Source organism: Acutalibacter caecimuris, from assembly GCF_034335085.1.
Taxonomy (GTDB): domain Bacteria; phylum Bacillota; class Clostridia; order Oscillospirales; family Acutalibacteraceae; genus Acutalibacter; species Acutalibacter caecimuris.
This window is the reverse complement of record NZ_JAWXXJ010000011.1, coordinates 76,383-101,836: the sequence shown is the minus strand read 5'-3', so window position 1 is coordinate 101,836 and position 25,454 is coordinate 76,383. Positions and strand designations below refer to the sequence as shown.

The following is a 25,454-nucleotide window of genomic DNA, read 5'->3' as shown; positions in this document are numbered from 1 at the left end:
TTTACTCCAAAACATAGCCGTGGCCCTTGCGGGTTGCCAACAGCCCGCTAAGGCCAATATTCTCCAGCTTTTTTCGCAGCCGGGATACGTTCACTGTCAGGGTATTGTCATCAATGAAACTCTCGCTTTCCCATAGGCGGGTCATCAGGTCGCTGCGGCTAACTGTATGGCCGGCATTTTCCATCAGCACCTTCAGGATGCGGAACTCATTTTTGGTAAGTTCTGCTTTCCCTTCCGGCCCCGTTACCGTTTCCCCACCCAGATCCAGCAGGGCGCTGTGGTATTCCAGTATGTCTACGCTGCCCTGCAAGGCATAGGCCCGGCGCAGCACGGCCTGCACCTTTGCGGTGAGCACTGTCAAATCAAAGGGCTTGGCGATAAAGTCATCCCCACCCAGTTCAATGGCCGTGACGATATTGATGTTGTCCGACGCGGAGGACAGGAACACCACCGGGACCTTGGAGCGCTGGCGGATCTCCCGCACCCAGTGGTAGCCGTTATAGCCCGGCAGGCCGATATCCAGTAGCACCAGTTGGGGCGCAAATGCCTCAAATTCCTCCGTCACCTTTGAGAAGTTCTCTACCGCCCGCACCCCATAGCCCCATAGGGTAAGATGCTCTGCCACGGTGCGGCAAATAACGGGGTCATCTTCCACCAGGAATATCTTATACATGGCGCAGCAATTCCAGGATATCCCCGTAATTTTCTGCCCGCCAGGTATAGGCCGGTGCGGGCCTGCTATTGGTCCAGGCGCCGGGGGGGTCATACCAGATGCTTTTTAGGCCCGCATTCATCGCGCCCTGGATATCAGAGGCCGGGGAATCGCCGATAACCACCGCTTTTTCCGGGGTAAAACCGGGGATATGGGCGGCTACATAGTCAAAATAGCGCTTGTCCGGCTTACCGGCGCCTACGGCCTCTGAAACAAAAACTTCGCGGAAAAAGCCCGCCAGACCGGCGTTTTTCAGCCGGGGCATTTGGCTGACTACATTGCCGTTGGTGATCATATACAGTTCGTGGCTGGGGGCCAGGGTGGCCAGCAGCTCTTGGGCGCCGGGGTATGGGGTGCCTGTTTGGGCCAGCGCGGTAAAGTAGCACTCGTTGACAGCGGCCGGGTCGCCGGTTAGGCCGGTTTTGGATAAAAACTCCACAAACCGGCTTATATACAGCTCTTGCTTTGTGCATTCTCCCCGCTCAAACCGCGCCCAGGCCCGGTCATTACAGGCATGGTAGCAGGCCAGCAGGGTTTCGTCGCAGGGTTTTTGGGCGGCAAAACAGGCGTCATACATGGCCTGGAAGGCACGGGCCATGTCCTGGGGAAAGTCCAAAAGGGTATAGTCGGCGTCGAAGAGAAGAAAGCGTGCTGGCATAATATCATCCTTTCCGGCATAATTATATGGTGAATTATAGCGCGATTCTGTGCAGGTGTCAAGCAGAAACCAGGCAGTTCGTAAGGCTATAGCAGGCAGATAGTAGACAGGTAATAGCCGGGTCTTGCCGGGGTATTTCGCGGTGCACGGGGAAAAGATTCACGCAAAAGGAGGAATTTATGAAAATTTTACGTTACCTGACCCCCTGGCTGGCCCTGTCGGCCGCAGTGTTCTGTGTGTGGCTGCTGGGAGGGCAAACCGGCGGCGACGCCACCCTCTCCCCTGCGTCCCCTTCTGGGACAGCACCGGCCGGGACGCCTGCGCCGGCTATCCATATGCCTGTGGGCAGCCCGGCCCCTGCCACAGGGCAGGCCCGGCAGGAACTGGCCGGCGTGTGGGTGCCCTATATGGCCCTTGCTACCGAAGAACACAGCCAGGCCGCTTTTGAGGAGAATTTTAAGCGCATTGCGGACAGCGCCCATGAAAAAGGGCTGAATGCCTTGATCGTCCATGTGCGGGCCTTTTGCGACGCGCTTTACCCATCGGCGCTGTACCCCTGGTCCCATCTGCTTACCGGGGAACAGGGGAAAGATCCTGGCTTTGACCCGTTGCAGTTTATGGTTGACTACACCCATAGCCTGGGGATGGAGTTCCACGCCTGGCTTAACCCATTGCGGGTACGCACGGCGGAAACACCTGCCCAACTCTCTGGGGACAACCCCTATGAGATGCTACAGGCCAGCGACCCGTACTACTTTATGGAATGGGAAGGCGCGGTTTACCTGAACCCAGCCTATCCTTATGTGCGGACGCTGATTGCAGAGGGCGCGGCAGAGATCGCCGAAAAATACTCGGTGGACGGCATCCACTTTGACGATTACTTCTACCCCGCAGAGGACGGGGCGCTGGACACGGAGGCCTATCGGCTCTACCTGGAAAACGTGGAGCAGCCCGTGCCCCTATTGGAATGGCGCACGGCGAACATCAGCGCTATGGTGGCGGAGGTATATGACCGGGTGAAAGCGGCCCGGCCGGCTGTGCGCTTTGGCATCTCCCCCCAGGGGAACATTCATAATGACACCAATATGGGGGCGGATGTGGCGGCATGGTGCGCTGTGCCCGGCTATATTGACTACATCTGCCCGCAGCTATACTATGGGTTTGAAAACCCGGGACTCAATTTTTCGCAAGCTATGGAGCAGTGGCAGGCGCTTCCCCGGTGCGAAGAGGTGGCCCTATACGCAGGATTGGCCCTTTACAAAGCGGGCAACCCCGAACAGGGTGCCAACTGGGCGGGCGGGGATGTGATTAGCCGGCAGATTGCGGCAGCGCGGGCTGTCCCCTGTGACGGTATTATACTGTACAGCTCAGCCTATCTGGACGCAGAGCAGACCGCCGAAGAGATGCGCCGTGCAGTGGAAACCCTGGCACAGATGCCGTAAAATGGGGGCGGGCGGCTGTTGTGGGCGGCAAAGCGGGGGCGGTTTCGACAAAATGCCCGATTTATAAAAAAGGGATTGACAACGGCGAAAAGGAGTGATATAATGGGTAAGCAGTCAAGATAGGGGTATAGCTCAGCTGGTAGAGCAGCGGTCTCCAAAACCGCGTGCCGAGGGTTCGAATCCTTCTGCCCCTGCCACTTATCCCCCGGAAACTCTAGGGTTTCCGGGGGTTTCATTTTGCTTTCTATCAGTTTCCAGCGGTTTTTCTATCATTTTTCTATCACCCAATCCATCAGGTGGGTTGATAGATAGCCTTCTCCATTGCAGCAGCCATATCCAGCTTGGAATTTTTATCCACGTGGGCGTAGAAATTCAAGGTGGTAGACGCGCTGCCGTGACCCAGCCACTGTTGTACTTGGACGATGGAAAAGCCCATGTTCAGCAGATTTGAGGCCGCACTATGCCTCAAGTCGTGAAGTCTGACACTAGGTAAGCTGCTTTTGGAAATGACGTTATGGAACGTCCGGGACAGATAGTTGGGCGAGATAACATTCCCATCAGCCCAGGTGCATACATAGTCGCTCTGTATGTAGCTTGTCCCTAACGCTGCTTGCAGGCGCTCCTGGTCGCGTTTCTGAGCCTTTAGGAGCGCGTACACGCTGTCTGTCATGGGTAAGGTGCGGTAGCTGCTGTTGGTCTTGGGAGTGCCCACATAATCGCCGTTCACGCCCTGCTGGAGCGTTTCTGTGACCGTTATGGTGCGGTTCTCGAAGTCGATATGCTCCCACTTCAAACCCAGCACCTCGCTCCGGCGAAAGCCGTATACGGCACACAAGTTGACCGGCAGTTCCACCACGTTCCCGATGAACAGGGCCAACAGAGTGTCTATCTCTGCCGGGTTTAGGAAACTGGCATTGTAGCGCTCGGCTTTCGGTTTTCTCGCGGTTGCGGCGGGGTTGTACTGAATTAAGCTGTCATGCACCGCGTCATTTAACGCCTTAGAGATCACCTGATGGTGGTGCCGGATAGACATAGCCGACAGCGTTCCCTTGCCATTCTGCTTGCTCCCTGGCTGCTGTTTGACCTGATAGTATGCGTCCAAGTCGGTGGGCTTTAGTTCTTGCAGAAGAACTGGGTGCTGCTTGAAATACGGCACGATGTGGTTAGCTACCATAGCTTGATAAGTGCGGTAGGTGTTGGGCTTGATGTTCGTCCCGGCGCGCTTGACCCACTGCTCTAAGTAGTCCGCAAAGGTCAGTTGGCAGTAGGGTACGTCTTTTGCCTCCCACTCATCAATCAAATCTCGCAAAATCTTCTCAGCGTTGCGCTTGTTTCCTCTCAGCGGCAGGTCGGTGCAAATCCACTTTTGCCTGCGTTTTCCATTCTCGTCATGGAGATTCAAAACGGCATAGTATTTGCCGCCTTTCGTTGTTACAAAGCCCGTGATTGCCATTGTCTACTCCTTTCGAGGCTTGCACGCGCTTTTACCTGATGGGTTCATTATATCAGGTTTTGCGGCCTTGTTCAAGCCCAGAAAATCAATAACACTGGCTTTTGGGATAATGTACTTCTTTCCTACTCGTATCGTAGTGATGGCACCGCTTTGCAGCAGGCCGTAAGCGGCATTTCTGCCGATGTGGAGCATAGCTTGTACGTCCTCCACTGATACGATATCGGGATAATTTGCAAAAATGCTATTTGGCATAGTTCATACTTCTTTCATCTGGGTATAGATACAGCACACAAGCCCACGGTGGCGCGTGGCGCGATACCAGCGGATGGTGACAACGGCTGACTAGACCGTCCAGGCCAATCTACCAGTATCCCCCTTTGACCCTGCGGTACGGGTTGTGCATTACTTGTGTGCCGTTATGCGGTTTTCAAGGTTCATGTATGTAGATTAAGGAGCAAAGCCGGTGATAATGCTGTCAAGAGTATCTATGTCTTTTCCCGATAACATTTTCCTTATCCGCACGAGCAGCTCTGTTTGTTCACAATTTAGTGCGCGTTTCGAGGTATGGCGGTCATAGGGATAATCTCCTACGACCCTAACCCCGCCTCCATAACGTCCACGAACCGTTTCGATTGGATATGAGCATATGAGTATCTCGACATCACGCTGAATCGTCTTTTTAGACACGCCAAATTCAAAGGCCAAATTCGCATAGGTGTCAGACCGTCGGCGGCACAGGACTTCAAGCAAAGCTTGACGCCGCTCGACGGGACTCATATACTCATCTCCTTCCCTTTGCTCCTTTCCACAAAGGATATACTATAAACTGGACACCTAACGTCCTGTTTGCAAAAGTTCTACTAAAAATCCATATATATTACGCCTTGTGCCGCCCGCCGCGTATTCTCTGGCAAACTATTCCGACCACTTAACAAAGCAAAACGGCGGTTTTGCTAGATTGCAAAACCGCCATATAATATTATGTTTGTGGCTTAGTCAAGCGGTCTGCCCAGCCTGTTCCTTTCGTACCATTCAAAATTTCAAACCACAAACACTGGGTCCTATGTGGCAAAGCGTTACTTCCATACTGACCTCTGCTTACTATTACTTCTGAACGGAATTATCGGAAAGGCAGTATACGGTATAGAGTTCTGGAAAGTAAGCTTTGAGCCTCGCCTGCCGGTTCGACCAAGGCATAACACCCTTCACCGGGGACCTTCCCCTTGATCACGCAATATTTTCCTACTTTGTTACTCAGGAGTAATACAATGGCATTATCATTCTTTCATTTCTCAATAAAATTGCGCCTGTGCCTGCCAAAGCTCCGCATAAAGCCCATCCTGCTCCAGGAGTTCCTCATGCTTTCCCGTCTGTACGATACTCCCGCCGTCAAACACAAACACCCAATCACAAAAACGGCAGGAGGACATCCGATGGGAAATATAGACACTGGTCTTGCCCTCTACCATCTGTCCGAAACGGCTATAAATCTCATATTCGCTGACAGGATCAAGAGCAGCGGTAGGCTCATCCAGAATGACGATGGGCGCATCCTTGTAGAGCGCTCGGGCAATAGCCAGCTTCTGGGCCTCGCCGCCGGAAATCTCCACTCCATTCTCTTTCTGCTGGTAGAGGTCAGTTTCCAGGCCATCCTCCATCTTCTCCGTGCGCTCCTTCATCCCCGCTTTATCCAGGCACGCCCAGACCTGCTGCGGGTTATAGTCTATACCGGCTGCCACATTCTCCCCTAACTTCATGGAGAATAGCTTGAAGTCCTGGAACACGACCGACATCAGCGACACATATTCACCATAGTCATACTTGCGTACATCAATTCCATTTAGCAGAATTTCTCCCTCTGTTGGGTCATAAAGGCGGCAGAGGAGCTTGATAAATGTGGTTTTCCCCGCTCCATTTGGGCCGACAATCGCCAGCTTTTCCCCTTTCGGCAGACGGCAGGACACATGGCGCAGGCTCCACTGCTCCTGGTTTGGATAGCGGAAGGAAACATCCCGAAATTCCAAGTCGTAGTCTCCATCGTCCCGCTTTTCTACAGGAAGAGTGCCATTGTATTTTTCCGAAGGGATGGCCAGGAAATCCGCATACTCCTTTAGGTACTTGCGTTGGAGGTCCAGACGGCCCACCAACGCTACCGCCTCCCGCACTGCCCCTGCCAGGGCTGTGATGGCCCCTACTTGCATGGACACCATGCCCACCGTAATGAGGCCCGCCATGGCTTTCAGCCCCACAAAAAGATAAGCGACAAGCACCGTCGTCAGGTTTACCAACGCTATAAGGCTTTGGATAACTTGGGTGCGCAGGCCAAAGGTCTTAGCGTGTTTACAAAAAATATCCACCACCCGCTTATATTTATCCATCAGCATATCACTCATGCGGTAGGTTCGCAAATCCTTGCCCTGCCGGTAGTCTTCAACGATACGGCTGACGGCTCCCCAACGGCGGTTTCCGTCCACGTTTATGTTATACCACTCCAGGTTTACCCGGTTGGCCCACTTGGTCAGCGGCACGCAACCAAGTGGTGCTGTCAGAGCCAGTACCACCGCCGCCAAAGCCAGCAAGGGAGAATTCAGCGCCTGAACCCAGGCATTTGTGTCTAGCGGGAGAGAGTTGCTGACAAAGAGGCGGCTAACAGTGATGAGGGCGTAAAGCACCGTAAGGCCGTGACCCAGGAGTTCGGAGAGGCCCCAGACAAACTCAAAAAAACTTCCCCGGCTGGTGCAGCCTTCTTCCGCGCGGGCCTTTTTGTCCATGATCTCCTGTGTCTCTAACTGTTGATAGTCCATGGTCATGCACTTCTTCGTCATGGCTCCAAGGGCCAGCTCATCGGCGGTGAGTGCCTCCGCCCGACAGAGCCAGCGCAATACACGGCTGCTGCACCCCAGTACAAAGTCCAATCCGATCATCCACCAGACCAACACCATAACTCCCCCATCCCCTGTTAAGAGATGATCCAGGATCAGTGCGCCGAAGATAATGTTTACAAAGGGAAACGCGCTCTCCAGTATAGCAGTGAGCAATGCCACCGGGAGCGTAGCGGGACGTTTGTGCTGTACCAGGGCGATCAACTGACGGCAGTCCCGGAAAAAAGCATTTTTAGGCGTTTTCATGCTGCGCCTCCTTTTCGTCGCGGTAGTAGGAACTCTGGAGCTGAAACAAATCCGCATATTTTCCGCCTTGTTCCAGCAGTTCCCGGTGTGTGCCTACCTCGGTGGCGCGCCCATGCTCCATGTATACAACTCGGTCACAGAACTGGGTGGAGCTGAGGCGGTGAGAGATAAATACGCTGGTCTTTCCCCCAGTAGTTTGGGCATACTTGTGGTAAAGATCCGCTTCTGCCAGAGGGTCGAGGGCAGCGGTGGGTTCATCCAGAATGAGTAGGGGCGCACTCTTGTACAACGTCCGGGCAAAGAGCAGCCTCTGTTGCTGTCCGCCGGAAAGATTTACTCCGTCACGCTCCAACTGCTGGGTGATGGAAGTGTTCAGCCCTTTAGGCAAAGCCTCCACCGCCTCCTTCAGACCCGCCTGTTCCAGACAGGCCCAGACCCGGGCGTGGTCATACTCCTCCCTGCCGGAGACGTTCTCCCCGATGGTGAAGGGCAGAATGTTCACGTCCTGATACAGCGTTCCTACCAGTCGGAGGTATTCGGCAGCATTGAAATCAGTGGTGGGTATTCCGTCCACCAGAATTTCACCGCTGTCCGGCTTGTAAAGACCGGAGAGAAGTTTGACAAGGGTGGTTTTTCCCGCACCGTTGAGACCAACCAGGGCAATTTTCTCCCCTGGACGGATGGTGAGAGACAGGTGATTGATAACTGGCCGTTCTTGTCCGGGATAAGTAAAGGTAACGTCCCGCAGCTCCACCTGGGGCGGACGTTTGACCTGAGAGACATCCGACCCAGGGCCGTGGTTGAGTACATCCTTCTGTTCCAGAAAATCTCGCAGATCGTCCACCTCCAATGTCTCATAGCGCCAGTCATCGCTGGTGGCCACAAACTCGTTGAGCCAATTTGTGAACGTAGAGATGATGCCGACGGTCAGGGTAAATCCCGCCGCGTCAAGATTTCCGGCCAGGAAAGACCCCACCAGCATGGTATATGCTAGGGCATCTCTGACCACCAGAAACACGCTATCGCTGACCGAGCGTAAGGCCCTTCGTCCGAAGGACTGCCGCCTCCACTTATCCCGGCCCATGACACAGGCATTGTGGGCGTCCATGAGCCACTTCTCCATATGATAGAGGCGGATATCCTTGCCGTTGGCGGGCTGCTCTCCCTCTCGCCGCAGATATTTTTGTCCTTGAAGAAAGGTATCCGCCTTCGGCTTCGTTCGCATATTAAAGCGCCAAGCCCAGAGGGCAATGAAATAGTTAGCTCCGGTCATTGCCAACAGCACCAGCAGGATACGCCAGTCCAACCGCACCGCCGCAGCCCCATAGAGTACCATTCCGATAAGGTTTAGCAGCCACGGCTCCAGATGCCGGAGCATTCCCTCTACACCAACTCTGTTGCTGCTTAATGCCGCATCGGCAGTAGCAGACTTCTTCTGACCCGCCGGTGATTCCAGCAGACAGAAATCCATCGTGAGCGCCTTTTGGTATTGAATCGGCACGAAAGTATGGGTACGCAAACGCATATTCTTCAAGCCCATCACTTTAGTCAGATACCCACTGAGTACTGTCCCCAGAGCATATAGGGCCATCAGTCCTAAAATTGCTACCAGATACTGTCCCATGCTCCCGTTCTTGGTCAGCGCCGCTACCGCCGCTGTAGGCAGCAATGTCGCCACTACCGGCAGCACCAGCTTCACTGCCAGTGTTGCCGCTAAAACCATCAGATATGTGCGGTCCACTCTCGTTACATGACGCAGCAGATACAAAACATTTGCCGCTGTCGAGTGCCGCTTTTTTTCATCCAAATAAATCACTCCTTCCTGCTTGCTGCCTAAGTATAGCATAACCTCACACAAAAAACGAAATCGCGCGCGAACTGTTAAAATTCGAGCGCGAATAGCACATATTCCTATAATGGCAGCAATATCTCCGTGACAAATACCCCTGGCTCGTTCTTTCGGTTGATATATCCATCATACTTTTTCACAACGCGGTCAATGCGTTTCAAGCCGTGGCCGTGATTGCCACGCTTTGTGGAGATGTACGCGACGTCGATTTTTCGGATAGTTTCCGCCGTAGCATTGGTAATTGTGATGTAAAGCTGCTGTTTTAGCACGTTGATATACAGACGAAGAAAACGCCCATCTTCATCCACCTTTTCGCAGGACTCCATAGCGTTATCAATGAGATTGCCTAGAATCACGCACAGGTCAATATCAGATACCGTCAGATTTTTGGGAACCGTGGCCTTTACGTTTAGGTTGATCCCTTGTTTCAGCACCAAAGAAAGCTTGGCGTTCAGAATGGCATCTACACTGACGTTTCCAGTTTCGGCCAGAGCATGGATACCGTCCAAATCATGCTCCAATGTGTCAAGATATTCTCTTGCGCCCTGGGTCTGACCCATATCCAGGCGGGCTTTGAGGGTCTGTAGGTGGTTGTGATAATCGTGCCTCCATCCCCGCATGGTGGTGTAGAGGTTTTCTACTTCTATAATCTGCCGGGCTAGGAGTTTATTCTGATAAGCGGCAATGCGGCGATCGGAACGGCGGTGGATCAGCCAAACTGCCAGTGCCACTGTGCCACAGCAGCAGACCGCAGACAGTGCCGCTAGTAAAATTATCCAGCCCATGCTATCCCTCCCGATAGTAAACAATAAACGCTTGGTTGAGTTTCTCCCAGGCTCCCCGGCTGACAGGAATACTGCGGCCATCATCCAACAAACAATCCTTTCGGCCCACCCGCTCCACATGGCGCAAATTTGCAATAAAGCTGCGGTGTGTTGGGATGAAATCAGTGCTCAACTTTTGGAAAAGGTTTGAAATAGCAGCTTTTACTTCCAATGTCCCGGTTTTCGTCTCTATCAAAACCGTATGGTTCCGCGCCTCTAAGTAGATAATATTATCCTCCTCCACCCGGCGCTGCTCCCCATCTATCTCTACAACCAGATAACGGCTGATTCGCCCCATGCGTTCACGGACCAAATCAAGCAGAGGAAAAAGATTTTCTTCCGTAACAGGTTTCATCAAATAGCGGAGCGCGGATACTTCATAGCCCTCAAAGACATACCCTGAATAATTTGTCAGGAAAGCAATGTCCACACGCTGATCTGCCTCCCGTATTTTCCGGGCCAGTTCCATGCCGGTGACATTTCCGTTGCCCAACTCAATATCCAGCAGAATCAAATCGAATGGAAAACTGCCTGCCGTTTCAAAAAGCAATTCCTCACCGTTGGCAAAAGAGCGAACCTCACAGGGGCAGTCCCTCAACTGACACCAACGCATAATAATACTGTGCAGCTGTTCAATCAGACTATTCTCATCGTCACAAATGGCGATATTCATTGCGGCACCTCCGTTTTCAGATTGCTACGCAGTCATAGTATACACCATTTTTGCTGACGGAGCAAGTGGGAAAGCTTTTGCTTACTGGGTGCCGATTCCCTGTATCGAAGCTCTTGAAATTTTATGGTTTAGCCCAGCACTGCTTTTTCAATCCGCCTCAGACTATCCCGCAGATGAATCACGTTCTCATAATAGGTAGCCTCGTCAATCAGGCCAGTAGCGTTCGCCATAAAAGCCAGTTGATTCATATTGTTGCCTATCTCTTTTAACTCTCGGGTCATAGCAAAGTAATCGGCAGGCGGTGATTCTCTTGGCTCATATCCAATGATAAGCTGACGAACATAAGCCGACTTGGTAAGCCCGCAAGACTTAGCACGTCTTGTAATCCTCTTGTACTCCTTTTCGCTCAGCCGAAGGCTCAGTTTCTTTGTTCTGCTTGTATTGATATAATCATCTCCTTTCTGCGCGTAACAGTGCGGCTCTAAAACCGCCGGTGCTTTCACCAGTAGGGTTGTAGGGGCTGTACCCCTACCCAGCCGCGCAAGCGGGCATTTGATGGCAAGTGTCGGACAGAATGTCTGACACGTTGTCCTACAAATGCGATGCTGGCGCGTACTTAAAACTCAAAAATTTTCGTTTTAAGTACTTTTGGGCTTTCGGCCCCTTTTTGCGGCCGAAAGCCGCTTACGAATCCTCGCCCCAGCAGAAATCTTCGGCGCTTTCGCTGCCGAAAAGAATCACGCTCAGCGTAGCAACCGCCCGATTTAAGTTCTTGTAAAATGTCGAATGTTCAATCGCAAAACGCTCCTCAATAGCGGATATGCTTATCGGAGTATCGCAAAGATAGCGGGCATAAATGAGCTTATAACCCCTTTGGGCAGAAGGACTGGTTTCGTTTTTGCACATTTCTTTGTAACAATCCAGAGCCGCATTTAGTCGCGCCCATAGCACCTGATTCGAGGCAGTTAAGAGCGCCATTGAGGTCAATTTCTGATTCCTGACGCTTTCTTCCTTTTCCATCAAGCGCTGGTATTCGTAGTCCTCCAGCAATTTCAGGTTGTGTTCCATGCCGCATTTCAACGAAATCTTCAGGTTGCGATAGTTCTTCAGCAGCTTTTTTGTGGCGATAATCCTCGAGTTTTTCTGATTTTTACGCTGCTCTTTTGCAACCGTTTCAGCCTTTTTCTTGGAAAATCCGGCTACCAGAGCCAGCACTTTTTCAGCCTGCTGTGGTGTCCAGCCGGTAATCAGGGCCAGTTCTTTAGCGGTATTCTTGTACTCGCTTTCCAGCGTATCGTACTTGTTTTTCATGATGAAATCCTCCAATAATTCAATTATTTGCGTTGAAGATTGCCCGTGTTGCGGCGCTGCATGAAGCCGGAGCGTTGAACAAAACCGCCAGCAAATACCTGTGCAGGTTATGTACCGGCCCTGCTTTCCCAAGGTTATCCAGCGCATAAGAGACGTGCTCATATGTCAAGGAGCGCATACGTTTTCGCACCAAGGCGGTTGGAAATACTGTGCCTCCAATCTTCATTTCCGTCCCATCACGGCAGAGGGTTTCCGTGATGATTTCAACGATTTCGTCCGCTAAATCCTCGTCATAGTTCTCACAAAGAACGGTGTACTCGATTTGCGAACGCACATCAGCTTGCAATTCTTCAACATCTTCTTCTGTCATTTCGTTTACTTCACACTCCCCCCTCTCCGGAAGGAAGGTAGGAAGGATAAGGTCTTTATTATTAAGTTCTTTACTATTAAGTTCTATAGATGAAAGATTTTTAACGTCCAGAAGTTCATTTTCATTACTGCAAGAAGTCAAATTTTCTAACTTGCAGAGGTTAATATCCGGCAATTCTTGAGCGCCAGTGTCCCCAGAAGTAAAGTCCTTTATGTAAATCCTGGCGGGTTTTCCCTGTCCTTGTTTTACCTTTTCAATCAGCCCAATATCAGCTAACTGCTTGGTAAATTTGATTACCGTGGGGTGTGACCGCTGGAGGTCTTTTTCCATCTGTTCCACGGTGTAAATGATGAAAAGTCGGCCCTTTTCATCGGTAAATTTGTCCTCATGCTGGGCCGACAAGCTGGTCCTTTCAAGCATTTTCGCGTACAAAATGACAGCGCCATAGTCCAGCCCTGAGAACACCGGATTCTCCAAAAGCTCCTTCGGAACCGAGAGGTAGCGATAGCCTTTTGCGGTCTGAGGACGCATATAATCCAGTTCGGTTTTGCTCAAACAATCATCTCCTTTTCTCCTTCTAACGATAGATTTTACCGGTCAGCTTGTCCATAAGCACCACCCTTTCCACAATCGAAAACCCAGACAATTCTGCCAAACGCCGTAATTCACAAATCAATTTCTTGACTTTTTCGTGGCGCTCCTGCATGATGTTATCCAGGGCTTGCCCGGATGTGGGGTCGCAATAATGCTCTGCGCTTCTGTATATCTTCATTGATTCTCCTTTCTGTTCAATCCCAAAAACACAAAAAATGCCCCGATAACCGAAGTCATCAGGGCCAAATATGGGCTATTATAGCTGACTTATCACATCGTATACTGCTTGAATATGCGCTTTCCAGCGCTCCCGGTCAGCCAGGCTTTTCCATCTGGAACACATATCGTGGGCAGGATTCTGAACCTTTAGGAGCACTCGCAAGAGCATATCTGCCTGTGTTCCCGTTAAAACAATCTGCCTGATTTCGTGGTCGATGTACTCCCATGCGTTCGTGTCCAACTCTGAAAAAATAATCTTCCCGGTTAGATAGTGTCTACACAAGGTAGAGGAATTGTGATAGAATAGAAGCATCAAAAAAGACAGGAGAGGAAAAGATCTACACTTCATTTGCAACCCCTGGAAATTCCTCGCAACATCGCCGTTTTTCGCGACAGCAACCCCACCTTTCACTCCAAATCCGCATTAGCAACCCCTATCGTGATTTTGCACTAAGAATCCCAGAACCCCTTGAAACGACCGGCATTGCCGGACGTTGTGAACCGGCGGAGGGGTGCACCGCAACCCCTCCGCCTTTCTCCTGCTTGAAAATCGGATGTCCGGAAATCTTTAGCGGTTGTGCAATATGGCGGCGCTCTTGCGGTATATCTTCTCTCAAAATCGGTTCCAAAATCCGAATCTGATACGCCGCAAAATCCTGTTTGACTATCTCTCCCTCACAAATCACCACAAATGCCCCACAAGGGCCGCTGTCGTGCTTTGCCCTGTCCCTCCCTTATTCCTGCCACAAAACCGCCGACAGCGCCCTCACACGGCTCAACAGTCTGCTATCTTTATGGGCGGCACGCGCTTTAGCCTCCTTGTCCTTTTGACCGACTATTATGCTCAATTTTCATGGATATTCTTGCAGTATCCTGGAACAACACAAGGAGCATTGCGTTGCAGATCAATGCTCCCGTTTCTGGCATGATAAATTTTAGTAAACCAATTGCAAGGTCTATAGTGCTTATCTTAGCATTGGCAGATTTTTACTCCTTCATCAGCCCAGCGCCGCTGTTCCAAGCCTGGCCGACTTTTTCACCGATGGCGTAGTAGCCGTTGCGGAACTGGTCGAACACGAAGGCGTTGAGTTTGGAGGCATCCACCCGGCCTTTCTCGTCCAGGACGGATTCCTCCGCCAGTACGCCTACGATCTCGCCTACCACATGATAGTCGCCACCGAGTTCCTCCATGCTCACAACCTTGCACTCCACGGTGAGGGGGAACTCAGTAACGATGGGCGCGTCCACCTTTCCGCTCTTTTCGGCGTGTAGGCCGCTGCGCGCAAATTTGTCCGGCATCTTGTTGGCGCTGGCGATTCCTAAAAAGTCGGCCTCCTTGATATGCGCCACATCCGGGACGCTGATGGTGAAAGCCTTGCGCTTTTCCAGGTTTGCACAGGTCTTGTGGTCTTTTTCAAGGTTCAGCGCTACCATATTTCCCGCGCAGATGCCTCCCCAGGCCATCATCATGTCATCTACGGTATCGTCCTCGTTGTAGGTGGCAATCATCAGCGTGGGCATAGGAAACAGATAGGGGTTTACTCCAAGATCTTTCTTCATCGTGATACCTCCGGTTATTTTGTAGGGAAACGCTTTACTTTCCCGTCTTTATGTATTATACTGAGAGTTGGAAAGGAATACAAGTACCCACTTTATAGTTAGATACTTACTTGCAGGGAAGTGATAAAATGAAAAAATGCATTTCAGCAGCCTGCTTTGAGGATACCGGGTTCAGCTATACCCTTTCGCTGATTTCAGGCAAGTACAAGATGGTAATCCTCTACTGCCTGATGGAATACCAGCCAGTGCGTTTCAATGAGCTGCAGCGGTATCTGGGCAAGGTTTCTGACAAGACACTGAGCCAGCACCTAAAGGAATTGGAGCATGACGAACTTATCCACCGGGAGGTTTACCCGCAGATACCGCCCAAGGTGGAGTACAGTCTGACAGAAAGAGGAAAGTCGCTGATGGTGGTGCTGGATCAACTTTGTGATTGGGGTAATGAGAACAGAATGTAAGAGTATGCTAAAGGGCACAGAAGAAAAAATATTTCGTCCCCTGTTTCGGTTGGCTTCTCTTTCTTTGTTTAGCGGCGCAAATTTTGAGCGAGAAATTCCTGCTTGACACACCCCGATTTCCATGCTACTATTTCAAACGAAATTATCTCTTGCCGCTCTAAAATGCCATGCTGAGTGGTTGGAAACTGCTCTGATTTGGGTCTGAGAATTTCTAATATCATCAATAAATCATCAAAACTTTTTGGGGCGTGGGTTTCGGAAACACAAACGGTACAACCGCGCGGAAAGCAGGCCGTTGTATGTCCGTTCATGCTTTTCCCACATCCACTCCAAAACCTGGATGTAAGACGTTGACCTAACGTCAAGTCTTCGGGTTCAGAGCCTTCTGCCCTTGCCAAAGACTTGCCTAGCGGTAAGTCTACTTAAAATCGGACGCCCAAAATTCCCGTCTGCTGTGCAAAACATCCATTCTAAAAGCCTCCGATACACCTGCCCAGCAGGAATATCGGAGGCTTTATACTCTTTACACCACAAAAAAATCCGGGCCACGCAAAAATCACAGACTGAAATATCACTCGCTCAATACACGGCACTCTTGTTTGTCGTTCTATTTAGAATGGCCTGAATCTGCTCCGCTACATTCTCCTGTCCTTCAAAGCGCATTCTCACGTCAAGAATATCCAGCAGCTTATCCAGATCGTCACAAAACCCTACGGCTGACGATCCAAAAAAGTCGATCCATGAGCGCAGCTCTTGAGAGGCTTCAGCCGGAATAAAACGAACATAAGGCGTGTCCTTTGTGATGACCCCTATGGTGCTCTCACCCAGCCCCAGGTAATTCAACATTTGTTCTTCTGTCAGAATCCCCATCTCCCGCATGGTATCTGCCGCGTCGATGCGCTGAAACAAAGACAGCTCCCCCGAAAAATGCTTCCGCAGATAGGCTAGGTTTTCCTCGGTGGCGCCCTGGGATGGGGGCAGGATCCGCGGGGGCTGCTGGGATTTCCAGTCGCAATAGTCCGCCAGTATCTGCCCCTTGGGGTCAGCTCCGCACCGGATCTCCCGGTCAAAGACATTGGACAAGTCCTGCCTTATGAAGCTAGTTCCGCCAGGACGCTGGCTTTGCTGGTAATACCTGTATACATTCTCAGAGAAGGACCCTTGCACGCGCATAGGTGGTTGTCTCCTTTCCAGCACAAAAGCTTGGGTTATTCCCATACCCTGTGGGTCGATTTTTCCAGTATGGACTGGATATGCTGGGCTGTCTCCTCCTCGCCGTTTATCCGCAGCTGGTCGTCCAGAACCTGGAACAGTTTCTCCAAGTCGTCCATCTGCAGGATAGGGGAATCCGCAAAAAACGAACCCCAGGCCCACAGTTCCCGCGCTGCTTCCGGAGAGCCATTGGCAATTACCTTTGTATTCCCCGCCCGAATCAAGCTGCCGCCCAAGCCCAGGCCGTCCATCATCTGCTCCCGGGTAAGGATGCCCATCTCCCGCATGGTGTCCAGCGCGTCGATGCGCTGAAACAGGGACAGCTCTCCTGTGAAATGCTCCCGCAGGTAGGCCATATTTTCCTCGGTTGCTCCCTGGGACTCCGGCAGCTCCCGCGGAGGCTGCTGGGCCTTCCAGTCCTTGTAGTCGGCCCAGATTTGAACCCCCGGCTCATTGGCGTTTTTCATGTCCCGTGCCGCAGACAGCAGCAGCTGTTCATAGGGGCTTTCCCGGGGGTTCTGCTGATTTGCCTGGTAATACTTGTAGTAATTCTCTGTAAAGCTAGATTTGCTGACTATCATGGATTCCCTCTCCTTTTATAAAGCATAATAAGCGTGAAATGGTTATTCAAGCACCTTTCTTGTCACCCTGTTCAAAACCTCCTCTATTCTTCCGGCAACATCGTCCTCGCCGTCAAAACGCAGCTGTTCATCCAGCAGCTCGAAAAGGGCCTCCAGGCTGTCTGATTTCATGACGGGCGCACCCCAGAAAAACTGCGTCCATTTATGAAGGTACTCTTCATTTCCCGGTGCACCTGTACAAATAATAAGTTTGTCGGGGTCCACCGTATAGAGGCTAAAGGTTCCAAACCCCAAGGTGCTCATCATTTGGTCTTGGGTGATCATCCCCATCTCCCGCATGGTGTCCAGCGCGTCGATGCGCTGAAACAAAGACAGCTCCCCTGTGAAGTTTTCCCGCAGGTAGGCCATGTTTTCTTCTGTTGCTCCCTGGGACTCCGGCAGCTTCCGCGGGGGCTGCTGGGCCTTCCAGTTCTGGTAGTCAGCCCAGATCTGCACCTTTGGCTCCTGTGCGTTTTGAATTTCCCCTGCGGTAGCCTGCAGCAAATCCTGGTAGGTGGTCTCCTGGGGTGTGGTCTGATTCTTCTGGTAAAGCTGATAGACATTCTCCGTAAAAGACGCGCCATGCACTCGCATACATTTCCCAACTCCTGTTCACAATGCAAAATTTCCAACTGTGTCTTGGATAGGGCGATTGTATCATATATCCGCCAGAAAGTCAGGGGTTTTGTCTAAACTGTTCATCATAGGGTGTGAATTGTCCCCGCCCCCTGCCGTCTGCCCCGGTATTCGCCGTTCGCTACAGATAATCCGGCAATTCGCTCGAAATCCTACCACAGAGCTCCAAAGCGTGTTATAATATAAAAAAATATGTATGCTTACTTAAGGCGGGTGATATCCATGACAAAGATTGCCATTGTGGACGACAGCCAGGAGCTTCTGGACAAAGTCAAATGTCTGGTAAAAAGCTACATGGGAACAGCAGGCCGGTTGTTTCGGGTTTGGTGCTGTACAAATCCTGCGGCCCTGGTCTCCTCCATTCTGGACGGCGACCGGTTTGATATTTATATTCTGGATGTGGAAATGCCTGGCTCTAATGGGCTGGAAGTGGCGGAGAAGATCCGGGAATGGCAGCCCGTTGCCAAGATCATCTTCCTGACCTCCTATCTGGATTACGCCACAAAGGGCTATGCTGTCCACGCGCTGCGGTATATATTAAAGCAGAACATGGACAAGGACCTGCCCGAGGCACTGGAAACCGCCTTGAAATCTCTGGACGACGCAAACTGCGCCTGCCTGATGGTATCCCATTACAACAACATCACTCGAATCCTTCACAAAGATATTATGTATGTGCGAAAAGAGCACCGCAGCCTGCAGATATTCACCACAGAACAGGGCGTTGTTTCAGACAGCCGGGGAATTAAAGAGGTCTTTGGCCTGCTGCACAACCCTGCGTTTGCCTTTATCGAGCGGAGCTGTTTTATCAACCTGAACTTTGCCCGCGCCATGGAGGGCTGCTGGATGGTTATGAAACAGGGAGAGAGGCTGCCCATCAGCCGGCCCATGCTGCCCAAGGTGAAGGACACCATTATGCGGCTTTGGGGGGGGTGACCCATGGATATTGCATGTGCAACTGCGGAGATATTGGCCAGCTTTATAGAATGTCTGCTGATTCCCGGCGCCATGGTGGCTGCCTGCGGCCCAAGGTATGGCAGGAGAAAGACCCTATGCCTATGGCTGCTTACAGCGTGTATCTATACCCTTTATGTCGCTTTCATGAATTCCTGGAGGTCCTTTTCCTTTCTCACCCCTATCGGCGGTATGCTGTTATCCATCGCTGCCGGAAAATTCCTTTCTGCCGGAAGCCTCAAGATGCGGAGCCTTTCTTGTATTCTCGCTATGTTCGTCATTCAATCTGTGGATTATCTTACCTTTATCGGCATGGGACTCCTGCAAGGAGATCCGCGTGAGATCTTCTATACCTCCCTGCTGCCAGGAGCCGCCCGGATAGGCTATCTTGCCGTAGATAAAGGCTGTGATATCATTCTATTCCGCTTATTTTATAGGCGTCTTAACATGCTCCATGCGCTGCAAGGCAGAACGGCCGCCGGGCTGCTGGCCTTCACCGTATTGTCCTACGGAACCATGCAGTTTCTCTTTGCCATGGTGCTCAACGGAAATTATGTGCAGCTGCAGGGGGCTATGCTGGTTTCCTTTGTCATTTTGCCCTGCTTCCTTTTCCTCCTGATCTTCTCCCGCATTACCGCAGCCTTCTCTGAAAAAGAAAAAGCCGCCCATCAAAGGCTGTCTGCCATGAACCGGCTGATGGAGGCCAATTATTCCCTCCTAAACCAGAGCCTTGCCAATCACGCAAAGGCCATGCACGATTTCCACCACCACCTTGCAGTAATCGATTCCCTGGCCCAGCGGGAGAAGCCTGCACAGATATCGGAATATGTCCATTCCATTATGGACACTTCCTTTCTCTCCGCCCCCCTATGCCGCTGCGGCAACGACATTATAGACGCGGTCATCAACACGAAACTGCGCGAGGCAGAGCAAAAGGAAATCACCCTTGATTTTAGGATCATTCTAAAGGATCTCTCCGCCTTTGAACAGGCCGATATCTGCGCGATCCTGTCCAATCAAATCGAGAATGCGTTTGAGGCCTGTGAAGCAGTGCCCCCAGAAAAAAGGGTGCAAATCGACATCCGGCAGCGGGAAAACTTTGTGTTGTTTAAGGTCACAAATCCAGTGGCCTCGGACCCCTTCCTGCACAATGCAAGTCTTACCTCCACAAAAACAGGGGATGGGGCTGTCCATGGGCTTGGGCTGAGAAACATGCAGGATATTGCTGAGAAATACAGCGGTTCCTTGAAAAACGAATATGTAGACGGGCGCTTCATCTCTACGGTGCTGATTTCCGGCAAAGAATGTTGATGTTTTTCATCAGAGCGGCATAGTGTTTATGCTTGGAAAGCGTTTTTGGGATATGGGCGGTTTTTTATCGCGCAGGCAGTGAATCGTGCTTTCCTTGTTGTGCGGCGCAGATTTGGACCGCCCGCCGCAACTGCAGGACTGAGATTTTAGAATATCATCAATAAAGCATCAAAAACTTAGGCGGCTTGGGTTCTGGAAACATAAACCGCTCAACCGTGCGGAAAACTGGCTGTTATATGTCCGCTCATGTCTTTTCCACATCCACTCCAAAACCGCGTGCCGAGGGTTCGAATCCTTCTGCCCCTGCCATCCTGTGGATATAAAAAAGATATTCACGCAAAAAACCGCGCGGTTGCGCGGTTTTTTGATGCTCAAAAGCCTGGATTTCAAAAGTCAAAAACGTAGATGAAAATTTGGCGTTTTGGCTTTCCGGCAGGATTCGAACTCTCGCATAAACGGAATCAGTTTATAAGTAAGAGCAAATTTTTCCGACCCGCTTGGCACACATGCTCCTTATGTGCTCAAAATAGAACCACCTCATGGACGGGCAGCACATAATCGCTTTATGGAAAGGCTATCCTAAACCTATCGAGGTGATAATATGGATTCTATCTGGACACAAACGGCGGAGCTGCCCCAGTTTACACCCTTAGACAGAGATCTGCGCACAGATGTGTTAGTCATCGGCGGAGGGATCGCTGGGGTGCTGTGTGCCTACAAGTTGGCTCAAACCGGGGTGGATTACGCCTTAGTGGAGGCTGACCGCATTGGCAGCGGCATCACAAAGGATACTACGGCGAAAATAACTTCACAGCATGGGCTGGTTTATAATAAGCTCATCCGTGAATTTGGTATCGAAACAGCCAGGCTCTACCTGCAAGCAAACCAGGAGGCGCTGGACCAGTTCTGCAAACTCTGCCGGGAAACAGGCTGTGACTTTGAGGAAAAGGACGCTTTCGTTTATTCGCGGAACGACCGGCGGAAAATCGAAAAGGAAATCACCGCGCTGGAACAGCTTGGGTTCTCGGCGTCCTTTGAAACGGAATTGCCCCTCCCTTTTTCCATAGCCGGGGCAGTGTGTTTCCCCCAACAGGCTCAGTTCCATCCCTTGAAGTTTCTGGGGGCAATCGCACGGAGCCTGCGGATTTTTGAGCATACCAAGGTGCTGGAACTTATGCCCGGCAGGGCGCTCACAACTGGCGGAACCGTGTCCGCAAAGAAAATCATTATCGCCACCCACTTTCCCATTCTTAATAAGCATGGCGGTTATTTCATCAAACTGTACCAGCAGCGCTCCTATGTGCTGGCCCTGGAAGGTGCGCCGGATGTGGGCGGGATGTATATAGATGAGCAAAAAGGTGGTTTGTCCTTCCGGAATCATCGAGGCTTTTTGCTGTTAGGCGGCGGCAGCCATCGCACTGGCAAGCCTGGCGGCTGGCAGGGCTTGGAAACCTTCGCTCAACACAATTATCCCCAAGCACGGATCGCCGCCAGGTGGGCCACTCAAGACTGCATGAGCCTGGATAGTGTGCCTTATATCGGGCAGTATGCAAAAAGTACGCCTGACCTCTATGTTGCAACCGGGTTCAACAAATGGGGAATGACTTCTTCTATGGCAGCAGCCACTTTGTTGACGGATCTGGTGTTGGGCAGGGAAAGCAAATACACTCGTGTGTTTCAGCCCTCCCGAAGCATCCTCCGCCCACAGATGGCTGCGAATGGGCTGGAATCCGTGGTTGGCCTGCTGACCCCTACTGTTCCCCGCTGCCCGCATATGGGCTGTGCGCTGAAATACAACGCCGCTGAGCACAGTTGGGACTGCTCGTGTCATGGCTCACGGTTTCGTGAGGATGGGGCACTGATTGACAATCCTGCAACGGATGACAAAAAGAGGATGTAATATAAACCAAGTTCGATATAAGCTGACCAGCGGAAGAAATTCCGCTGACTTTTATTTTGCCCATCGGTTCATATTTCGCCCCTGTAACGCAAACACTTGCCTTATTACAACATCCGGCACCACGCCGGGAAAGGAGCACAAATGAGCAACCGATTGAGCACGGAACATTCCCCCTATCTCCTACAGCACGCGGAAAACCCGGTAGACTGGCGCCCCTGGAATGCGGAAGTATTCGAGGAAGCAAAGCGCATGGATAAGCCGGTCTTTCTGAGCGTTGGTTATTCCACCTGCCACTGGTGCCACGTTATGGCCCACGAGTCTTTTGAGGACGTAACCGTGGCCCAGGCCATCAACGCCTCCTTCCTCCCCATAAAGGTGGACCGGGAGGAGCGCCCGGACGTGGACGCGGTGTATATGGAAGCGTGCTTGCTCATGAACGGCTCCGGCGGCTGGCCGCTTACTGTGCTGCTCACCCCGGAACAGAAGCCGTTCTGGGCGGGTACCTACCTGCCGAAAACACAGCTCCTGCGCCTGGTCCATGAAGCGGCCCGCCTGTGGCGGGAGGACCGGGCGGGGCTGCTGGCTGCTGGGGAGAGCCTCACCGCCCAGCTGCGCCGGGAGACGGAAAACCGGCCCGGTGCGCCCAGCCGGGAACTTGTCCGGCGGGCTGCCGGTCAATTTGCCCAAAGTTTTGACGGACAGTGGGGCGGGTTTGGCTCCGCGCCCAAGTTTCCCTCCCCCCACAACCTGATTTTCCTGCTGCGCTATGCCCGTCTCTCCGAAGATGGGTACGCGCGGGAGATGGCCCTTCACACCTTGAACGCCATGTACCGGGGCGGCCTGTTCGACCATGTGGGCGGTGGGTTTTCTCGGTATTCCACCGATGAGCGCTGGCTGGTCCCCCACTTTGAAAAAATGCTTTACGACAACGCCCTGCTGGCACTGGCTTATACCGAGGCGTTTCAGGATACCCGCCGCCCGCTCTATGAGCAGGTCGTCCGCCGCACTTTGGACTATGTGTTGCGGGATCTGCCTGGGCCACAGGGCGGTTTCTGCTGCGGGCAGGACGCGGACAGCGATGGTGTGGAAGGAAAATATTACACGCTGGCCCCAGAGGAACTGCTTCCCGTCCTGGGCAAGGAAGATGCAGAGCGCTTCTGCCAATGGTACGGCATTACCAAGTTGGGGAATTTTGAAGGGAAAAGCATCCCAAATCTGCTGGGCCAGGAGAAATTTGACCAGGAATCGGATGGAATGGCTGCCCTTCGGGAGCGTGTGTATGCCTATCGCCTGAACCGGACGACACTCCACCGGGACGACAAGGTCCTCACCGCCTGGAATGGGCTGGCCTTGGCTGCACTGGCCAGAGCGGGGTTGGTGCTGGATGAACCCCGGTACCTGGATGCAGCCTGTCGGACAGCAGATTTCCTTATGGAAAAGCTCACCACTCCGAATGGGCGGCTGCTGGCCCGCTGGAGGGATGGAGACGCCGCTCACCCCGGCAAGCTGGATGACTACGCCTTTTACGCCTATGGGCTGCTGGAGCTGTACAGCGCTACCTATGACTTAGCCTACCTCACCCGCTGTACGGAACTGGCCGATTACCTGTTGAAGTTCTTTTTCGATGGGGAACACGGCGGTTTTTACCCGTACGCTTCGGACGGGGAGCAGCTGCTGACCAGAACGAAGGAATCCTACGACGGCGCGATGCCCTCTGGAAACTCTGTGGCAGCGCTGGTGCTCTCCCGGCTGGCCCGGCTCACCGGGGAAATGCGCTGGCGGGAAGCGGCAGACCTTCAATATTCCTGGCTGGCAGGGTCAACACAGAATTACCCTGCTGGACACAGCTTTGCCCTATTGGCCTTTCTGGAAGAACTATGGCCGTCGGCGGAACTGATGGTGACAGCACAGGAAACGCCGGAAGAATTGCAAGCCTTTCTTCGGCAAACAACACGCCCTGAACTGACGGTATTGGTCAAAACCTCGAAAAGTGCCGATGGGCTGGCAGTTCTGGCTCCGTTCACAAAGGATTATCCTATTCCAGAGCAAGGGACGCGGTACTATTTATGCTGGGGCGAAGCCTGCACCCAGCCCGTGGACAGTATAACCGAACTGGAGTCCCTTTTGACACATAAAAACGTTGAGCATATTGCCCGGAAACACAGCGTAGATTACGCTATCAAGCGAGACAAACACTGTGAGTGACCCCAGTCCCTGATTATTTAAGAGCAGGGATGCGGATACCCTCACCCCTTAAGCCGACCAGTGGAAGAAATTCTGCTGGTTTTTATTTTAGTAATTTCTTTTTACATAGCCGGTCGCTGGAGATTTTCCTCCAAAACAAGCGACCGGCTTTTTTCATTTCTGGAAGGAAGGTGTATCGAATGATCAAAGCAAAAATCACAGGAAAGGCAGGCTCGGTTCTCGAACGAGACTTGCCTACCAACATCAATGAACTGCATCACGCCCTATTGGAAATGGGCATCCGCAAAACGCCCCGGAGTCTCCTGCTGGAAGGTGACAATGCAGCCGAAGTGGAACTCACGGCTGACAGCGAGATCGGCAGCTGCCTGCTTCGGGTATTCGGCAAGAGTGATACCCTGGCTGATGCCAACACCGCGGCGTTCGCTGTGTCCACTGCCAGAGAGGAAATCCTCACTGAACTGGAACAGAACATTCTCCACAACCAGTACCTCACCAAGGAAATGCTCCTGGACGATATCCGTGACATGACCCAGGCCGCCGGGCCGGAAAAGCTGACGTTCTACTGTCCCCTGATCGGGCAGTTGGATGACGGCGAGTACGATGACTATATCGATGTGGGCGGCGGTTTCCTGACGGCATATCAGGATCAGATCGAGCAGGCCATCGCGGACGAGCAGCCCCCGGAGATGGGCGATATGGCGCAATATCTGGATAGAAATCCTGGTGTAGAAGCCAAGCTCATGTCCGCCGTCTGGACAGTGGAGGAAGTGGATGGCAGGCTCCTGGGCCGAATCGACTGCCACCTCAAGGAGTCGCTTACGGCAGAGGAAATGGCTGATTTGCGGGAAGAAATCATTGGCCAATGTTCAGATGGGCTTGGAGAAGGTTTCGAGCAGCGCCCCATCAGCACAGACGAGGGCGACCTGTATGTTTCCTACTGGAAAAGCGGTGATGAGTATTTCCTCTGCACCGAGGATGAACTGGAAGAACATTTGGAACCGCACCATGGCATGGGCGGCATTTAGAAATGGAGGTATCAATATGAACGAATGGGATCGCCTGCATCGTCAGGCAGAAAGATATAAAGCAGAGTACCCCTCCGGCACCCGGATCATGCTGCTGAGCATGGGCAACGATATCCACCGGGTGAAAGACAATACACGCGGGACTGTAATTGCTGTGGATGACATCGGCACCCTGCACTGTAACTTTGACACCGGCGCGATGATTGGGATCATCCCCAGTGAGGACTCCTTCCGCAAGCTGACGGAGGAAGAACTGGCAGAAGAACAGGAAGAAAGCCAGGATATGGATGAGGACGAGAACTTCGGCATGAAGATGTAGGAGGTGAATATTTACCAGGTA

General features: G+C 52.2%; 28 protein-coding genes and 1 tRNA gene. 9 read left to right on the top strand and 20 right to left on the bottom strand.

The annotated features are described in order from the left end of the window. Position 1: 1 nt before the first annotated feature. Both U8U01_RS08375 and U8U01_RS08370 read right to left on the bottom strand, forming a co-directional pair. On the bottom strand, positions 2–673 hold the full coding sequence (locus tag U8U01_RS08375; RefSeq protein WP_322173296.1) for a response regulator transcription factor: 672 nt from the start codon (positions 671–673) through the stop codon (positions 2–4). Continuing rightward, positions 666–1,370, bottom strand: coding sequence for a YjjG family noncanonical pyrimidine nucleotidase (locus U8U01_RS08370; RefSeq protein ID WP_322173295.1), 705 nt, complete (start codon positions 1,368–1,370; stop codon positions 666–668). Before U8U01_RS08370 ends, U8U01_RS08375 begins: the two co-directional genes overlap by 8 nt. A gap of 179 nt (positions 1,371–1,549) precedes the next feature. Between U8U01_RS08370 and U8U01_RS08365 the strand changes: the two genes are divergently transcribed. Both U8U01_RS08365 and U8U01_RS08360 read left to right on the top strand, forming a co-directional pair. Further along, entirely contained in the window at positions 1,550–2,812 is a 1,263-nt protein-coding gene (locus U8U01_RS08365; protein WP_322173293.1) for a glycoside hydrolase family 10-like protein, read from the top strand. A gap of 121 nt (positions 2,813–2,933) precedes the next feature. Then, positions 2,934–3,009, top strand: a tRNA-Trp gene (locus U8U01_RS08360). Between the two features lie 95 nt (positions 3,010–3,104). On the opposite strand, the gene U8U01_RS08355 is transcribed toward U8U01_RS08360, so the two are convergent. The 13 genes from U8U01_RS08355 to U8U01_RS08295 all read right to left on the bottom strand — a co-directional run bounded on the left by U8U01_RS08355 (position 3,105) and on the right by U8U01_RS08295 (position 14,793). Next, complete coding sequence (locus U8U01_RS08355; RefSeq protein WP_322173291.1) at positions 3,105–4,265, bottom strand: tyrosine-type recombinase/integrase; 1,161 nt, start codon at positions 4,263–4,265, stop codon at positions 3,105–3,107. A 3-nt stretch (positions 4,266–4,268) separates the two neighbouring features. After that, on the bottom strand, positions 4,269–4,517 hold the full coding sequence (locus U8U01_RS08350; RefSeq protein ID WP_322173289.1) for a helix-turn-helix domain-containing protein: 249 nt from the start codon (positions 4,515–4,517) through the stop codon (positions 4,269–4,271). 195 nt (positions 4,518–4,712) lie between these two features. Next, positions 4,713–5,042, bottom strand: coding sequence for an HTH domain-containing protein (locus U8U01_RS08345; protein WP_322173288.1), 330 nt, complete (start codon positions 5,040–5,042; stop codon positions 4,713–4,715). Positions 5,043–5,557: 515 nt separating this feature from the next. After that, positions 5,558–7,393, bottom strand: coding sequence for an ABC transporter ATP-binding protein (locus tag U8U01_RS08340; protein ID WP_322173286.1), 1,836 nt, complete (start codon positions 7,391–7,393; stop codon positions 5,558–5,560). Beyond that, positions 7,380–9,200: an ABC transporter ATP-binding protein gene (locus U8U01_RS08335; RefSeq protein ID WP_322173284.1), complete on the bottom strand. Its 1,821-nt coding sequence runs from the start codon at positions 9,198–9,200 to the stop codon at positions 7,380–7,382. Before U8U01_RS08335 ends, U8U01_RS08340 begins: the two co-directional genes overlap by 14 nt. A gap of 104 nt (positions 9,201–9,304) precedes the next feature. Next, complete coding sequence (locus U8U01_RS08330) at positions 9,305–10,027, bottom strand: sensor histidine kinase (RefSeq protein WP_322173282.1); 723 nt, start codon at positions 10,025–10,027, stop codon at positions 9,305–9,307. Between the two features lies 1 nt (position 10,028). Further along, on the bottom strand, positions 10,029–10,739 hold the full coding sequence (locus U8U01_RS08325; protein WP_322173280.1) for a LytR/AlgR family response regulator transcription factor: 711 nt from the start codon (positions 10,737–10,739) through the stop codon (positions 10,029–10,031). A gap of 128 nt (positions 10,740–10,867) precedes the next feature. Continuing rightward, positions 10,868–11,242: a plasmid mobilization protein gene (locus U8U01_RS17570; RefSeq protein ID WP_437124387.1), complete on the bottom strand. Its 375-nt coding sequence runs from the start codon at positions 11,240–11,242 to the stop codon at positions 10,868–10,870. A 181-nt stretch (positions 11,243–11,423) separates the two neighbouring features. After that, positions 11,424–12,050 carry a hypothetical protein gene (locus U8U01_RS08315; RefSeq protein WP_322173278.1) on the bottom strand — a complete coding sequence of 209 codons (627 nt, stop codon included), beginning with the start codon at positions 12,048–12,050 and terminating at the stop codon, positions 11,424–11,426. A 19-nt stretch (positions 12,051–12,069) separates the two neighbouring features. Then, positions 12,070–12,975 (bottom strand): replication initiator protein A, encoded by a 906-nt coding sequence (locus U8U01_RS08310; RefSeq protein ID WP_322173276.1) that lies wholly within the window; start codon positions 12,973–12,975, stop codon positions 12,070–12,072. A 22-nt stretch (positions 12,976–12,997) separates the two neighbouring features. Next, the gene (locus U8U01_RS08305) at positions 12,998–13,192 is read right to left on the bottom strand and encodes a hypothetical protein (protein ID WP_322173274.1); all 195 of its coding nucleotides are present in this window, start codon (positions 13,190–13,192) and stop codon (positions 12,998–13,000) included. A 78-nt stretch (positions 13,193–13,270) separates the two neighbouring features. Beyond that, positions 13,271–13,474, bottom strand: coding sequence for a hypothetical protein (locus tag U8U01_RS08300; RefSeq protein WP_322173272.1), 204 nt, complete (start codon positions 13,472–13,474; stop codon positions 13,271–13,273). A 746-nt stretch (positions 13,475–14,220) separates the two neighbouring features. Further along, a complete protein-coding gene (locus U8U01_RS08295; RefSeq protein WP_322173270.1) occupies positions 14,221–14,793 on the bottom strand; it encodes a flavin reductase family protein in 573 nt (190 codons plus the stop codon). Positions 14,794–14,921: 128 nt separating this feature from the next. Between U8U01_RS08295 and U8U01_RS08290 the strand changes: the two genes are divergently transcribed. Beyond that, positions 14,922–15,251 carry a winged helix-turn-helix transcriptional regulator gene (locus U8U01_RS08290; RefSeq protein WP_160577947.1) on the top strand — a complete coding sequence of 110 codons (330 nt, stop codon included), beginning with the start codon at positions 14,922–14,924 and terminating at the stop codon, positions 15,249–15,251. A gap of 68 nt (positions 15,252–15,319) precedes the next feature. On the opposite strand, the gene U8U01_RS08285 is transcribed toward U8U01_RS08290, so the two are convergent. The 4 genes from U8U01_RS08285 to U8U01_RS08270 all read right to left on the bottom strand — a co-directional run bounded on the left by U8U01_RS08285 (position 15,320) and on the right by U8U01_RS08270 (position 17,677). Then, positions 15,320–15,562, bottom strand: a complete 243-nt coding sequence (locus U8U01_RS08285) for a hypothetical protein (protein WP_322173268.1) — start codon at positions 15,560–15,562, stop codon at positions 15,320–15,322. 268 nt (positions 15,563–15,830) lie between these two features. After that, positions 15,831–16,424 carry a hypothetical protein gene (locus U8U01_RS08280; RefSeq protein ID WP_322173267.1) on the bottom strand — a complete coding sequence of 198 codons (594 nt, stop codon included), beginning with the start codon at positions 16,422–16,424 and terminating at the stop codon, positions 15,831–15,833. A 35-nt stretch (positions 16,425–16,459) separates the two neighbouring features. After that, entirely contained in the window at positions 16,460–17,044 is a 585-nt protein-coding gene (locus tag U8U01_RS08275; protein WP_322173266.1) for a hypothetical protein, read from the bottom strand. Between the two features lie 42 nt (positions 17,045–17,086). Continuing rightward, positions 17,087–17,677 (bottom strand): hypothetical protein, encoded by a 591-nt coding sequence (locus tag U8U01_RS08270; protein ID WP_322173265.1) that lies wholly within the window; start codon positions 17,675–17,677, stop codon positions 17,087–17,089. A gap of 264 nt (positions 17,678–17,941) precedes the next feature. On the opposite strand from U8U01_RS08270, the gene U8U01_RS08265 reads away from it, so the two are divergent. After that, positions 17,942–18,655, top strand: a complete 714-nt coding sequence (locus U8U01_RS08265) for a LytR/AlgR family response regulator transcription factor (RefSeq protein ID WP_322173264.1) — start codon at positions 17,942–17,944, stop codon at positions 18,653–18,655. A 3-nt stretch (positions 18,656–18,658) separates the two neighbouring features. Beyond that, positions 18,659–19,984 carry a sensor histidine kinase gene (locus U8U01_RS08260; protein WP_322173262.1) on the top strand — a complete coding sequence of 442 codons (1,326 nt, stop codon included), beginning with the start codon at positions 18,659–18,661 and terminating at the stop codon, positions 19,982–19,984. Positions 19,985–20,228: 244 nt separating this feature from the next. Here the strand turns inward: U8U01_RS08260 and U8U01_RS08255 are convergent, their stop codons facing one another. Beyond that, positions 20,229–20,381: a hypothetical protein gene (locus U8U01_RS08255; RefSeq protein WP_322173260.1), complete on the bottom strand. Its 153-nt coding sequence runs from the start codon at positions 20,379–20,381 to the stop codon at positions 20,229–20,231. A gap of 204 nt (positions 20,382–20,585) precedes the next feature. Here U8U01_RS08255 and U8U01_RS08250 point away from each other — a divergent pair, with 204 nt between their 5' ends. From U8U01_RS08250 to U8U01_RS08235, 4 genes are all read left to right on the top strand, one after another. Continuing rightward, a complete protein-coding gene (locus U8U01_RS08250; RefSeq protein WP_160579607.1) occupies positions 20,586–21,884 on the top strand; it encodes an FAD-dependent oxidoreductase in 1,299 nt (432 codons plus the stop codon). Positions 21,885–22,025: 141 nt separating this feature from the next. Continuing rightward, positions 22,026–24,089 (top strand): thioredoxin domain-containing protein, encoded by a 2,064-nt coding sequence (locus U8U01_RS08245; protein ID WP_322173259.1) that lies wholly within the window; start codon positions 22,026–22,028, stop codon positions 24,087–24,089. Positions 24,090–24,268: 179 nt separating this feature from the next. Further along, positions 24,269–25,114 (top strand): hypothetical protein, encoded by an 846-nt coding sequence (locus U8U01_RS08240; RefSeq protein ID WP_322173258.1) that lies wholly within the window; start codon positions 24,269–24,271, stop codon positions 25,112–25,114. A 16-nt stretch (positions 25,115–25,130) separates the two neighbouring features. After that, positions 25,131–25,433 (top strand): DUF4314 domain-containing protein, encoded by a 303-nt coding sequence (locus tag U8U01_RS08235; RefSeq protein ID WP_322173256.1) that lies wholly within the window; start codon positions 25,131–25,133, stop codon positions 25,431–25,433. Positions 25,434–25,454 lie beyond the last annotated feature (21 nt).

What these genes read in the sequence shown, in the direction of transcription:
- U8U01_RS08280 (WP_322173267.1), bottom strand. Translation starts at nt 16,424, where the DNA reads ATGCGCGTGCAAGGGTCCTTCTCTGAGAATGTATACAGGTATTACCAG.
- U8U01_RS08325 (WP_322173280.1), bottom strand. Translation starts at nt 10,739, where the DNA reads ATGAATATCGCCATTTGTGACGATGAGAATAGTCTGATTGAACAGCTG.
- U8U01_RS08350 (WP_322173289.1), bottom strand. Translation starts at nt 4,517, where the DNA reads ATGCCAAATAGCATTTTTGCAAATTATCCCGATATCGTATCAGTGGAG.
- U8U01_RS08285 (WP_322173268.1), bottom strand. Translation starts at nt 15,562, where the DNA reads ATGAACGGACATACAACGGCCTGCTTTCCGCGCGGTTGTACCGTTTGT.
- U8U01_RS08330 (WP_322173282.1), bottom strand. Translation starts at nt 10,027, where the DNA reads ATGGGCTGGATAATTTTACTAGCGGCACTGTCTGCGGTCTGCTGCTGT.
- U8U01_RS08235 (WP_322173256.1), top strand. Translation starts at nt 25,131, where the DNA reads ATGAACGAATGGGATCGCCTGCATCGTCAGGCAGAAAGATATAAAGCA.
- U8U01_RS08290 (WP_160577947.1), top strand. Translation starts at nt 14,922, where the DNA reads ATGAAAAAATGCATTTCAGCAGCCTGCTTTGAGGATACCGGGTTCAGC.
- U8U01_RS08315 (WP_322173278.1), bottom strand. Translation starts at nt 12,050, where the DNA reads ATGAAAAACAAGTACGATACGCTGGAAAGCGAGTACAAGAATACCGCT.
- U8U01_RS08375 (WP_322173296.1), bottom strand. Translation starts at nt 673, where the DNA reads ATGTATAAGATATTCCTGGTGGAAGATGACCCCGTTATTTGCCGCACC.
- U8U01_RS08295 (WP_322173270.1), bottom strand. Translation starts at nt 14,793, where the DNA reads ATGAAGAAAGATCTTGGAGTAAACCCCTATCTGTTTCCTATGCCCACG.
- U8U01_RS08250 (WP_160579607.1), top strand. Translation starts at nt 20,586, where the DNA reads ATGGATTCTATCTGGACACAAACGGCGGAGCTGCCCCAGTTTACACCC.
- U8U01_RS08355 (WP_322173291.1), bottom strand. Translation starts at nt 4,265, where the DNA reads ATGGCAATCACGGGCTTTGTAACAACGAAAGGCGGCAAATACTATGCC.
- U8U01_RS08265 (WP_322173264.1), top strand. Translation starts at nt 17,942, where the DNA reads ATGACAAAGATTGCCATTGTGGACGACAGCCAGGAGCTTCTGGACAAA.
- U8U01_RS08260 (WP_322173262.1), top strand. Translation starts at nt 18,659, where the DNA reads ATGGATATTGCATGTGCAACTGCGGAGATATTGGCCAGCTTTATAGAA.
- U8U01_RS08345 (WP_322173288.1), bottom strand. Translation starts at nt 5,042, where the DNA reads ATGAGTCCCGTCGAGCGGCGTCAAGCTTTGCTTGAAGTCCTGTGCCGC.
- U8U01_RS08240 (WP_322173258.1), top strand. Translation starts at nt 24,269, where the DNA reads ATGATCAAAGCAAAAATCACAGGAAAGGCAGGCTCGGTTCTCGAACGA.
- U8U01_RS08340 (WP_322173286.1), bottom strand. Translation starts at nt 7,393, where the DNA reads ATGAAAACGCCTAAAAATGCTTTTTTCCGGGACTGCCGTCAGTTGATC.
- U8U01_RS08275 (WP_322173266.1), bottom strand. Translation starts at nt 17,044, where the DNA reads ATGATAGTCAGCAAATCTAGCTTTACAGAGAATTACTACAAGTATTAC.
- U8U01_RS08245 (WP_322173259.1), top strand. Translation starts at nt 22,026, where the DNA reads ATGAGCAACCGATTGAGCACGGAACATTCCCCCTATCTCCTACAGCAC.
- U8U01_RS08305 (WP_322173274.1), bottom strand. Translation starts at nt 13,192, where the DNA reads ATGAAGATATACAGAAGCGCAGAGCATTATTGCGACCCCACATCCGGG.
- U8U01_RS08270 (WP_322173265.1), bottom strand. Translation starts at nt 17,677, where the DNA reads ATGCGAGTGCATGGCGCGTCTTTTACGGAGAATGTCTATCAGCTTTAC.
- U8U01_RS08365 (WP_322173293.1), top strand. Translation starts at nt 1,550, where the DNA reads ATGAAAATTTTACGTTACCTGACCCCCTGGCTGGCCCTGTCGGCCGCA.
- U8U01_RS08370 (WP_322173295.1), bottom strand. Translation starts at nt 1,370, where the DNA reads ATGCCAGCACGCTTTCTTCTCTTCGACGCCGACTATACCCTTTTGGAC.